The 11,062-nt window shown below is 66.2% G+C and carries 15 protein-coding genes; 10 read left to right on the forward strand and 5 right to left on the reverse strand.

Going from position 1 to position 11,062, the window contains the following annotated elements; translation table 11 throughout:
* Window positions 1–59: 59 nt before the first annotated feature.
* From DJ69_RS13350 to DJ69_RS13385, 8 genes are all read left to right on the forward strand, one after another.
* Window positions 60–1,016 (forward strand): mechanosensitive ion channel family protein, encoded by a 957-nt coding sequence (locus DJ69_RS13350; protein WP_099256058.1) that lies wholly within the window; start codon window positions 60–62, stop codon window positions 1,014–1,016.
* A gap of 148 nt (window positions 1,017–1,164) precedes the next feature.
* Window positions 1,165–1,446 carry a winged helix-turn-helix domain-containing protein gene (locus DJ69_RS13355; RefSeq protein WP_099256059.1) on the forward strand — a complete coding sequence of 94 codons (282 nt, stop codon included), beginning with the start codon at window positions 1,165–1,167 and terminating at the stop codon, window positions 1,444–1,446.
* 99 nt (window positions 1,447–1,545) lie between these two features.
* A complete protein-coding gene (locus DJ69_RS13360; RefSeq protein ID WP_099256060.1) occupies window positions 1,546–1,854 on the forward strand; it encodes a hypothetical protein in 309 nt (102 codons plus the stop codon).
* 290 nt (window positions 1,855–2,144) lie between these two features.
* Window positions 2,145–2,471 carry a DUF7282 domain-containing protein gene (locus tag DJ69_RS13365; RefSeq protein ID WP_099256061.1) on the forward strand — a complete coding sequence of 109 codons (327 nt, stop codon included), beginning with the start codon at window positions 2,145–2,147 and terminating at the stop codon, window positions 2,469–2,471.
* The gene (locus DJ69_RS13370; protein WP_099256062.1) at window positions 2,471–2,731 is read left to right on the forward strand and encodes a PGF-CTERM sorting domain-containing protein; all 261 of its coding nucleotides are present in this window, start codon (window positions 2,471–2,473) and stop codon (window positions 2,729–2,731) included. The genes DJ69_RS13365 and DJ69_RS13370 overlap by 1 nt, the downstream gene beginning before the upstream one ends.
* Window positions 2,732–3,013: 282 nt before the next feature.
* Window positions 3,014–4,015, forward strand: coding sequence for a transcription initiation factor IIB (locus DJ69_RS13375; protein WP_099256063.1), 1,002 nt, complete (start codon window positions 3,014–3,016; stop codon window positions 4,013–4,015).
* A gap of 99 nt (window positions 4,016–4,114) precedes the next feature.
* Window positions 4,115–4,294 carry a DUF7836 family putative zinc-binding protein gene (locus tag DJ69_RS13380; RefSeq protein WP_050026851.1) on the forward strand — a complete coding sequence of 60 codons (180 nt, stop codon included), beginning with the start codon at window positions 4,115–4,117 and terminating at the stop codon, window positions 4,292–4,294.
* A gap of 246 nt (window positions 4,295–4,540) precedes the next feature.
* Window positions 4,541–4,774, forward strand: coding sequence for a UPF0058 family protein (locus DJ69_RS13385; RefSeq protein ID WP_015910243.1), 234 nt, complete (start codon window positions 4,541–4,543; stop codon window positions 4,772–4,774).
* A 99-nt stretch (window positions 4,775–4,873) separates the two neighbouring features.
* Here the strand turns inward: DJ69_RS13385 and DJ69_RS13390 are convergent, their stop codons facing one another.
* Window positions 4,874–5,284 carry a DUF555 domain-containing protein gene (locus tag DJ69_RS13390; protein ID WP_099256064.1) on the reverse strand — a complete coding sequence of 137 codons (411 nt, stop codon included), beginning with the start codon at window positions 5,282–5,284 and terminating at the stop codon, window positions 4,874–4,876.
* Between the two features lie 116 nt (window positions 5,285–5,400).
* Entirely contained in the window at window positions 5,401–6,327 is a 927-nt protein-coding gene (locus tag DJ69_RS13395) for a DNA-3-methyladenine glycosylase family protein (protein WP_099256065.1), read from the reverse strand.
* A gap of 109 nt (window positions 6,328–6,436) precedes the next feature.
* On the opposite strand from DJ69_RS13395, the gene DJ69_RS13400 reads away from it, so the two are divergent.
* Window positions 6,437–6,934, forward strand: coding sequence for an SRPBCC family protein (locus DJ69_RS13400; protein WP_099256066.1), 498 nt, complete (start codon window positions 6,437–6,439; stop codon window positions 6,932–6,934).
* Between the two features lie 63 nt (window positions 6,935–6,997).
* Here the strand turns inward: DJ69_RS13400 and DJ69_RS13405 are convergent, their stop codons facing one another.
* Window positions 6,998–8,578, reverse strand: coding sequence for a GAF domain-containing sensor histidine kinase (locus DJ69_RS13405; protein ID WP_099256067.1), 1,581 nt, complete (start codon window positions 8,576–8,578; stop codon window positions 6,998–7,000).
* Window positions 8,579–8,684: 106 nt separating this feature from the next.
* Entirely contained in the window at window positions 8,685–9,572 is an 888-nt protein-coding gene (locus DJ69_RS13410; protein ID WP_099256068.1) for a DMT family transporter, read from the reverse strand.
* 147 nt (window positions 9,573–9,719) lie between these two features.
* On the opposite strand from DJ69_RS13410, the gene DJ69_RS13415 reads away from it, so the two are divergent.
* Window positions 9,720–10,028: a hypothetical protein gene (locus DJ69_RS13415; protein ID WP_099256069.1), complete on the forward strand. Its 309-nt coding sequence runs from the start codon at window positions 9,720–9,722 to the stop codon at window positions 10,026–10,028.
* Between the two features lie 14 nt (window positions 10,029–10,042).
* Here the strand turns inward: DJ69_RS13415 and DJ69_RS13420 are convergent, their stop codons facing one another.
* Complete coding sequence (locus DJ69_RS13420; protein WP_245851684.1) at window positions 10,043–10,873, reverse strand: DUF7504 family protein; 831 nt, start codon at window positions 10,871–10,873, stop codon at window positions 10,043–10,045.
* Between the last annotated feature and the right edge of the window lie 189 nt (window positions 10,874–11,062).

Here is an 11,062-nt window from a genome sequence, read left to right on the forward strand (position 1 = left end):
CGTTCACAGCGCTGTCGCGCCGACACAACCGTTTTGCCGGTCGGCCGCGACCGACCACCGTGAGACGACCTCTCGGACTCGGCGCCATTATCGTCGGCGTCGCCGCCGGCGTGGCGGGCGGATTCGTGACGACGACGGGAGCGCTCGGCGGCTGGCCCGCGCTGCTCGGATACCCGGCGACCCTCGTCGTCGGGCGGGCGCTCCTCGTCGTCGCCGTGTTCGGCGTGTTGTACGGGTCGTACCTGCTCGCCGTTCGGCTGCTGATGCGGTCGGCGAACAAGCGGCGCGCGTACAACACGCGGAACGTGTTGCGACTCGCGTTCGGGTTCGTGGGGGCGATTGCGACGCTCGCGGTGTTGACGGAGAACTGGCTCGGCCTCCTCTTCTCGCTCGGCGTTATCGGCTTCGCGATCACCTTCGCGCTCCAGCAGCCGCTCCTGTCGCTGATCGCGTGGGTGTACATCACCGTCAAACAGCCGTACGCCGTCGGCGACCGCGTCCGGATCGACGACTCGAAGGGGGACGTGATCGGCGTCGACTTCCTCGTGACGACGCTGTGGGAGATCAACGGCGAGCTGGTGACGACGAACCAGCCGTCCGGACGGGTGGTGACCGTCCCGAACAGCGTCGTGCTCTCCTCGAACGTGGTCAACTTCGGCGGCGGGGGGTCCCCGTACGTGTGGAACGAAGTCGCCGTGCAGGTGGCCTACGAGACCGATCTCGACTTCGCGCGGGGTGTCATGGCCGAGGAGGCGACGGACCTCCTGGGAGCGGAGATGGCGGAGGGGATCGCGGCGTACCGCGAGGCCCTCGCCGAGACGCCGGTCGAGTTGGAAGTGCACGACCGGCCGACGGTGAACGTGACCCAGGGGGAGTCGTGGGTGGAGCTCCGCGTCCGGTATCTCACCAATCCCCGGCGCGGACAGCGGGTCAAAAACCGGCTGTACGAGCGGATCCTCACCCGGTTCAACGAGCACCCGGAGCGAGTGGCGTTCCCGGTGAGTCGGAACCGGTAGCCGGAGCGGGCGGGTGAGGCGGCCCCGCTCTGCCGCGCCGACTTGCGGACGACCGGGACGACCGGGTGTTCGGTTCGGGCGTGCGCGCCCGTCCGAGGACCTGATCAAGAGCGGTGGAGTTAGGTGGCGTGCCGACGACTCGAATACGATGGAAGCGGCACTCTGGTACGTGCTAACCGGAACGCGGGGGGGAGCGAACCGCGTCCGGCTGTTGCGGGCGCTCGACGACCGCCCGCGTAACGCGAACCAGCTCGCCGACGATCTCGATCTGGACTACAAAACCGTCCGCCACCATCTCGACGTACTGATGGACAACGACGTCGTCCAGCGCAGCGGCGACGAGTACGGCGCCGTCTACCTGCCGACGCCGCGAGCCCGCCAGCATTGGGACACTATCGAAACGATCATGGAGCAAACAGATGACGACTGACCGATCGGGAGCCCCGACCCGCAGCCGGCGCATTGCGGGTCGTATTCGGAACGAATTTGGGAAAGCGGTTATACCCGCTCCGCCGATAGCAGGTGTACGATGAGTCTCTGGTTCGACGTGGCGCGGGTGTCTGCGGGGGTGAACGTCGCCCTGCTTCTCGCGCTCGTCTGGGTGTGGGGGCGGAACTACGCGCAGTTCCGCTCGAAACACGCCCTCGGGTTGGCGATGTTCGGCGTCTTCCTCCTCGGGGAGAACGCGTTCGCGCTGTACATCTACCTGCTCGACCCGACGCTGTCCGCGTGGTTCGCCTCCGAGGCGGTGCCGCCGATCGCGTGGCGGGGGATGATGGGGTTACACGTCCTCCAGACTCTCGGCCTCGTCTTCCTCGTCTGGGTCACCTGGGACTGACGGTCGAGGGCTCGCCGTCGCCCCGCGGTAACAGCTCCCGTCGACGCTCGATCTCTCACTCTGTCGACGCTCGCCCCCACACTTCCGCAGTACACGAACTCACTACGCCTCGTTGGTTCCTCCCGCCGCCGACGTTCGGCTGATCCACCCTTGCCGACGACATCCTCGAAGCGCCGTCAGTCTCCGCGCCAGCCGTCGATATCCGGATTACGGCGGCTTTCCGAACGATTTGGGTGAGAAGTCGGCAGGAGTTCGGAAGATCTCCTTTTATATCGTCAGTCGACTCTCCCATGCGCAACAGCGCCTTGACATTGGCGATAACGGTCGTGGGAGTCGTGTCGGCGGTCGCCGGCGCGGCTGGCGCGGTCGCGGCACAGAGCGGACCCAACGAAGCGGGCGCGACCGTCGCCGACCCCACGTCCGGCGGGAGCACGGTCGTCGTCGACGAGGTTCACGTCCCCGACGGCGGGTTCGTGACGGTGCACGACTCCTCGCTGACCGAGGGCGACACGGCGTTCGCCATGGCGCACCGCGACATCGACAGCAACGGGCGTACGACTTCCCTAGCAGTGACGGCGGCGAAGACGGCCCGTACACCGCAGCTGGCGCGCCAGTGATGTCCGCCACCGAGCTGACCGTCGAGGGCGGCGAGGAGATGAGTGGCGGGATGGACGGGGAGAACGACGAGACGAACGGTGACGGAGAAACGAACGACGACGGTGAGGTGAACGATGAGGGGACGAACGGCGATAGCGAGATGAACGACGACGGTGGGATGAGCGACGACGGGAGCGGCGACGAGGCGCCTGGCTTCGGTGCGGTCGTCGCCCTGATCGCGTTGATCGCGGTCGCGCTCGTGGCGCGGCGCCGGCCCTAAGAGCGGGCGCCTTCGGATGTCGGCCGGCGTCGTCGAACCGCCGCTGGATCGAACGCCATCATTTATATATCTCTGCGGATGCGGGCCCGCATTCGGGGCCGGTACCGAAACACCACCGTATTCGTTTCAGACGTACACTCTCGCGGAGTAGAGGCGTTTTTAAATATCACTAAACGTGAATAAAACACAAAGATTTATATACCCTGGACGATTACTATTGGTTAACGAATCGGCGAGCCCGGCGCCAGTATTTCTGTCGGGAGTTCGATCGGTGAGAACACCATGACTGAGACACACATACGCGGCTACAGCGGCGAAACGGAGCGAGACCGAACCACGGAGTCGAGCGAATCGACGACGGAGGAGTCCGAGTCGGTGAGAGACCGGACCACGACCTGCCCGGAGTGCGACGGGAGTCTCATGACCGACACGGAGCACGGCGAGACCGTCTGTACCGACTGCGGGCTCGTCGTCGAGCAGGACTCGGTCGACCGCGGGCCCGAGTGGCGCGCGTTCGACTCCAACGAGCGCGACAGCAAGTCGCGCGTGGGCGCCCCGACGACGAACATGATGCACGACAAGGGGCTCTCGACGAACATCGGCTGGCAGGACAAGGACGCCTACGGCAAGTCCCTGTCCAGCCGCCAGCGGCAGCGGATGCAGCGACTCCGCACCTGGAACGAGCGATTCCGCACCCGCGACTCGAAGGACCGGAACCTGAAGCAGGCGCTCGGCGAGATCGACCGCATGGCCTCGGCGCTCGGCCTCCCGGACAACGTCCGCGAGACCGCCTCGGTCATCTACCGCCGCGCACTGAGCGAGAATCTGCTTCCGGGGCGCTCCATCGAGGGCGTCGCAACCGCGGCGCTGTACGCCGCCGCCCGACAGGCCGGGAACCCCCGGAGCCTCGACGAGTTCACCGCCGTCTCGCGCGTCGACAAGATGGAGCTCACCCGGACGTACCGGTACGTCATCCGCGAGCTCAAACTGGAGATCCAGCCCGCCGACCCCGAGAGCTACGTCCCCCGGTTCGTCTCGCGGCTCGATCTCTCGGAGGAGACCCAACGGGTCGCCCGCGAACTGCTCGACAGCGCGAAGCGGACCGGGATCACGAGCGGGAAGTCGCCGGTCGGCCTCGCCGCCTCGGCGGTGTACGCCGCCGCGCTCCTCTCGAACGAGAAAGTGACCCAGAGCCAGGTGTCGGCGGTCGCCGACATCTCCGAGGTCACCATTCGGAACCGGTACAAAGAGCTTCTCGACGCGAGCGAGGGGCTGACGGCCTAATTCCCCGCGGCCGCGGCCCGTTATCGGTTTTTTCCGGCGTCGACGGCGCGATCTGAATCGCCACGTACGTTTTTAACCCGGCCCCGTGTACGTCGCCACATGGTTGACGCGTTCGTCAGACTCGTCTGTCCGGAGTGCAACAAGGAGTGGCAGGACAACCCCGCCGACTTACAGCGCCTCCGTTCGAACTTCAGCTGTCCCGACTGTCACGCGACGCGACGACTAACGGAGTTCATGCGGACCGAGCGCGATCTCGAGGCGGTCAAGCAGTTCCAGTAGGCCGGGCGTCGGTCCGCGTTCCCGCCTCGAGAGAGCGCGCGCGACGACGGCGTGATCCAGAACACACCAGCGGACGTAATTTCTCGACCTCCGGTGGTCGATCGCGAGGCGTGAGTTCGCGAATCCCTCCCGATCGATAACGCGAAAAGACCCGTCTCCGCCCCGGAAACGGGTAAATCGGGACTACCCATGGTAACGTGACTCAGGATAATAATATAAACCTCCGGTAGCAAAGGACTGGTACTCATGAAGAAGCAGGAACTCATCCACCTTCACGGCCTCCTCGCGGAAGTACGAAAGCAGTGCGAGTTCTGGGACGAGAATATTGACCTCGACGCTTACGAGGAACTCGGCGTCAAACCGACATCAATTCACAAATCGAAGACCGACCACAAAGCCGCTGTTTTTAAGCTGACTGAAGGAATCACCGAGCCGATGGACGAGTCTGAATCGGAGCCGCTGGCCCCGACCGCGGACTAAATCTTCGTCGCTACCTGCGACCGACTGTTACGTTCTGAGTGGCGACGCCGTCTGAAGGGAACTGGAGGCCGTTCCGTCGCCGCGCGTCAGTTCCGGGGTTCACTCACGGGCGTCGGTCGGATCGTCGGAGACCGGATCGCTTCCCGCCGAGCCGTCAGCCGACTCCGCCGCATCGCCCTCGATCTCCTCGACGCGCAGCACCGTTAGCGGGATGTTCCGGAGCCGCTGTCCGATCTCCTTGCGGGCGACGCGGCTGGCGTGCTCCTCGCGATCGACGTTGAACACGTCCATCTGGAGTTGGAGCGCGACGAGGGCCTCGTCGGCGGCGACAAACGCCGGCGGGAGCTCCTCGCCGCTGGGCGACGTGCGGGTTCCGGTTTCGATCTCGACGTAGTTGAGGTCCGGGTTCAGCATCTCCCCCGTCTTCGAGATGGCGATCCGGACCGCTTCGTCGGCGGACTCTACGTCGTACACCGGAACGGCGGCCTCGACGACGACTCGGCAGTCCATCACGGCTCCCAGTACCACGCGAACTGGCATGAAAGTTCGGCCGACAAATCGCCGAGGCGGAACGGCGCCACCTCGAGAGCAACGGCGCCGCCGCGGCTGCGGCGATTTTCTCGAGGCTACTCGCCGCCTGCCCGGAGGTGGTAGAACACGTACGTCTGCGCGTAGCCGGCGAACTCCCCGCCGAACCGCTCCCGGATCGCGCGCGACGTGTCGGTGTAGTTCCCGCGCTCGCAGTCCGGGTAGTACTCCTCTATCGTCGTCCGGATCCACGTGTCCAGCGGGACCGCCTCAAGGAAGCCGAGCGAGAACAACAGCACGCAGTCGGCGACCTTGTCGCCGACGCCCACGAACCGCCTCAGCGACTCCCGCGCCTTCTCGTAGGGAAGGTCGGCAGCCTCCAGCGGATCCGCCTCCCCGGTCGCGATCATCTCCGCAGTCCGCTGGACGTAGGGGGCGCGGTACCCTAAGGAGAGATCACGGAGCTCCTCTTCGGTTCGCGACGCGAGCTGGTCCGGGGACGGAAAGGCGCGGTACTCGTCGCCGTCGAGCTCGACGGCGTCGCCGTACGTTTCCCGGAGGCGGCGCTGCATTCCGTGGATCCGCGCGACGCGCATCTGCGCCGAACAGATGAACGATATCAGACACGGGAAGACCGGATCGCGCGTGAGTCGCATGCCTTCGTATGCGTCGTACGCGCGTTCGAGGAGCGGGAGGTCCGGAGTCGAGTCGAGGATCGCATCGAGGTCGTCGTCGAGCCGAAACAGGTGCTCTAAGAGGGGGACCGCGTCGATCGACGCCTCCCAGTGGAGGGTCCCGTCACGGACACCGCCTTCTTGCCGGACTCGGACCGGGACCCGCTCGTCGACAGTCCCGGGGATCGGGTCGACGACCGTCTCGTACCAGGCGTCGCCGCCATGGGCGTGGAGGTCCTCGTAGGTCCCGCCGTCGGCGCGGTTCCAGAGGTAGCTCTGTCCGCTCTCGACCGTCGCTTGGAGATCGAACGGGCCCGCCAGATCGGCGATGTCGATCGCGCCTCGCTCCATTACCGATCAGATCGCGTCGCGTCCGTATGCGGGTTTCGGTCGGTCGTCCGCCGATCGCGCGAACCGCCGCCGGAGACGGGTTTTTGCCCGTTCGTCCCCTAACAGACGCATGCCGACGTACCGACGGACGACCCGCGTTCCGGCCCCCATCGACGAGGTGTGGGCGTTTCACTCCACGATCGACGGGCTCCGCGAGCTCACGCCCGGTTGGATGCACCTCCGTGTCGCCGGCGTCGAGGGACCGGACGGGGAGCCGGACCCGGACGTGCTCGCTGAGGGGTCGGAGATACAGATGTCGATACGACCGTTCGGCGTCGGACCGCGACAGCGGTGGACCTCCCGGATCACCGAGCGAGAGCCCGATGAGGAGAGTGATCTCGGGGACCGCGCCTTCTTCGTCGACGAGATGGTCGGCGGCCCGTTTCGGCGGTGGGAGCACACGCACTCGTTTTACGCCGACGGGGAGGAGACGCTCCTCGTAGACAGCGTCGCGTACCGACTTCCCCTCGGCCCGCTCGGAGACGCTGCCGGGCCCTTCGCGAAGGTCGGGTTCGAAGGGATGTTCCGGGACCGACACCGGCGAACGATCGCACGGTTCCAGTCGTAGGGGCTCGGCTTCGGTGCCACGTCCCGGACGTTCTTATCCCGACGCTGCCCCCTTATCACCCGCTCACGCGGGACGTATCGGGGCCTCCGCCTCGAAGGAGACCTCGAACACCGCGCCATCGTCGTTGCGGACAGCGACCTCCCAGCCGTGGGCGTCGACGATGCGGTCGACGATGGCGAGTCCGATCCCGGAGCTGTCCGCGGTCGAAAACCCGGAGTCGAACAGTGAGCCGTGTACGTCGGAGGGTACGCCCGGTCCGTCGTCAGCGATGTACATCCCCTCGCAACCGGCGCCGTCGGTTCGGGACCCGATCTCGATCGCGACGCTCGGGCCGGCGTGATCGACCGCGTTCCGGAAGAGGTTCTCGAACACCTGTCGAAGCCGGTTCGGGTCCGCGTTCACCTGCCCGATCTCGTCGGCGATCGTCAACGTCGCGTCGGGCGCACGGACCGTCTGCCAGGCTTCCTCGGCGACGGCCGTCACCGAGATCAACTCGGTCTCGCCGATCGTCTCCCCGCGTTTCGCCAACATGAGAAGGTTGTCGATGAGCGTCTCCATCCGGGTCACCGCTCGATCCATCGGATCGTACGTCGACGGCGACACCTCTCCCTCGACCGTTTCTAAATACCCCGACAGCACGTTGAGCGGATTCCGGAGGTCGTGCGAGACGACGGAGGTGAACTGTTCGAGCTGTTCCGTCCGGCGGCGGAGTTCGAGGCGACGGTTATTGCGAGCGATGGTGTACGCGATCAGGTCGGCAAACGTCCGATAGAGGTCCACTTCATCGTCGGTCCACACGCGGCACGCGTCGGTTTCGAAGGCCAACACGCCGATGAGCTCCCAGTCGGCGACGAGCGGGACGTGAACCGTTGCGGCCGACTCGGTCCGCGTTTCGCCTGACGCGTCCCTCTCCGTCGCCGGGGCAGGTGAGACCGACGATCTGACCACGTTCTCGAAGGTCGAAAGCCGTTCGGCGCCCGGGAATTCGTCGAGGGCGCGTGAGGAGGTGTCACAGCCGTCGGGACACCAAACGTACGTGGGATCGAGCACCTCATCCTCTCGGAGGTAACAGACGATTCGGTCGAGCTCGGCGTGTTCGCCGACGTTCTCCATGGTCCAGCTGATCTTCGTGTCGACCTCGTCGGAGCGCGTGCTCATCAGCGTCGATCCGGAGTCCAACAAGACCTCACGGAGCCGGTCGGCGTCGTCCGACCCGAACCGAACTCGTTCCAGTTCCACCGCATCGCGCAGTCGCTCGACGAGGGGATCCGTCTCGGAGTCCGACTCGGATTCCGCCGGTGCCGGGCCGGAAACGATATCGTCGGCGCCCGCCCGAAGTGCGAGGCGAAACTCCTCCGCCGTCGCCGCCTCGAGAACGACGATGACGGGGAGCGTGTCCGGCGTCGCCGCGAGTCGTTCGGCGACCGATGGGTCCGCTGTCGCCTCGGTGGTCGTGACGACACCGCAGGCGTCGGCCAGCGGTTGCAGATCGGTGCCTTCGGTCGCCTCCAGCAGCATGCCCGTGGCTGTCGCTCGGCATTCCGGAGCCTGCGCGCCGTCCCACGCCGTCTCGACGGCACGCGCCACGCGCGCTCGCGCGTCCGGATCGTCTCCGACGTACGTCACGGCGGAACGCCGGTGCATACGTTCAGGAGGCGGTAGCCACATTTGAAGGTTAACCCGCAAATATCGGCTTCGAGAACGTCGTATCCCCGCCGGGAAACCACCGGAGAGGGCGCGCATCTGGGTATCACGCCTCAGCGTCGGTCGTGGTGAGCGCGATCCCCGCGAGGACGACGGCGCCTCCGACGAGTGTGAACGTCGTCGGGGCCTCCGAGAGGAACACGAACGCGAGAACCGTCGCCCCGACCGGCTCGCCAAGGAGCGACACGGAGACGACGCTCGACTCGAGATGCGCGAGCGCCCAGTTGACCACAGTGTGACCCAACAGCCCCGGCCCGACGGCGAGGCCGACGAAGATCGCCCACTCAGTCGGGGGGTACCCCGTTAGCCCGTGGCCCTCGACGAGGACGATCGCGAGAAGTGACACCGTACACACCCCGTACACGACCACCACGTACGGGACCAGCGCGACGCGCTGTCGGATCGAGCGACCGGCGAGGACGTATCCGGCGGCCATCACCGCACCGAACAACGCCAGCCCGTTGCCGTAGAGCGGTCGCGGACCGACCAGCACGCCACCGAGGAGGTCGCCGAGCGACATCGTCGCCATGCCGACGACGGCGACCGCGATACCGACGACCATCCGCGAGGTCACGCGCTCGCGCAACAGGAGCCACGCCCCCAGCGCCACGAATACGGGCTGCGCCTGAACGAGCGTCACGCTCGCGGCGACGCTCGTCCAAGCGAGGCTCTCGAACCACGCGGCGAAATGCAGCGCGAGCGCGACTCCCGAGAGCGTCGCAAAGCCGAGATCGCGCCGGGTGACGGCGGCGAGCTGCGTCCGGTAGCGCCAGAACGCGATCGGGATCAGCGGCAGCGTCGTGAACAGCACCCGATAGAACGCGGCGACCGAGCTCGGGGCGTCGCTGAGGCGGACGAGAATCGCCCCGCCGCTCACGGCGGTCACCGCGACCGCGAGCCCGATACCCGGCGGGACGCGGGGATTCGTCGACATCCGTTCGACTCTCCGATTCCTATCGCACCCGGTTACCGGTTTCGGCATGCGCCGGGCGGATACGTTTCACTTCCGTGACGGAGCCGTCGAGGAGTCGACCCCGGCACGTTCGACGAGACTTTGCAAAGCGAGAGCGAATAGCGACGTATGTGCGCAGACACGTTCGGGGTCGGGATTCACCTCACCGAAGAGGAGTTCCAGTTCGTCGTTGGGGTGCCGTCCGAAGTCGACTCCGGCTGGACCGACCCGGAGGAGTTCCAGTCGCTCGTCGCCGAAACTGTCTGGGAACAGCTGGACCGGCAGTCCGTGTTCGAGTCAGTCGCCGACCGGTTTCGGACCGGTGAGACGGCGACGCTCGGAACGGTAACCCTCGAACCCGACGGCACCGTGGTCTCACACAACCTCGAAACGCCCGTCCCCGCGGAAGAAGCCACCGGGACTGGCGCCGACGAGTGAGGCGACCGACGGCGTCAGTCCTCGTGCGACCCGCCGTCTCCGTCGACCGCGAGCGTCGCCCCGACCGCCCACAGACGGGCCGGTTCGTACGCGGTGAGGTCGTACCGCGTCGGACCGACGGTCTCGCTCCACGTGTCCAACACGCCGAGCGAAACGAGCCCGGAGAGCGTCATCCCGAGCGTTCGCGGCGTCGTCTCGGGATCCGAAAGCACCGCGTGGACCTGCTTCGCCTGCGGGTAGTTCCGGTCACATCGTTCGATACCCTCCCGTGCCTCCGTCCAGTGACGGCGGACATACCCGAACGTCGTCGGGTCATCCCCTCGTAGCGCGTCGAGGGCGCCGGCGACCGAGTGGTCGATCCGTTCGATGTCAGTGACCGGATCGAACACCTCCCCGAGCGACGCCGCCGTCCGCTCCCTGAACGAACAGCCGACCACGACGCGACTCTGACAGTCAGTTACCCGTACATGCACTCCCTCGAGGAGTTCCTTCACCGCATCCGGGCCGTGCTCCGCCAACAGCGGTTCGACATCGTCGATGATAACGGTGAGATCGAGACCGCGGGCGTCTGCGACGTGCTCCGTAACCGCTTCGAGGATCCGATCGATATTAACGGGCGCGCCGAGCGTCGTATACGCGAGCCCTTGGTCAGGGACTACCCGCGTCGCCGTCGCGGCACCCCGGGTGAGATCACTCGCAGAAACGATCGCCTCGCGGTCCGGGAGCGTTCCGACGCTTCGGCGCCATCCGCGTCGCCACTCTTCGATCCCCGTTCCGAACAGCAGCGATACTACCTGCCCGCCGATGTCTCCGTCACGAACCGGCGGCTGTCCGCGATCGGACACGCGTACCGCAAACTCGTGACTTAGTGTCGGGACGGGCATCGTTACGTTCGCTTCAGCGACAAACTGCATAAACTTATGGGGAGCAGCCTCAATATTGAGAATCCCAGTGCGTGAAATACGGTCGCGAGCGGCTCCGCTCGCTACACATGAAAAAAAGCCCACGGACGCGGTGTCCGTGGGCTCGAAGGC

The organism is Halorubrum persicum (assembly GCF_002727125.1).
In the GTDB taxonomy this organism is placed as follows: Archaea; Halobacteriota; Halobacteria; order Halobacteriales; family Haloferacaceae; genus Halorubrum; species Halorubrum persicum.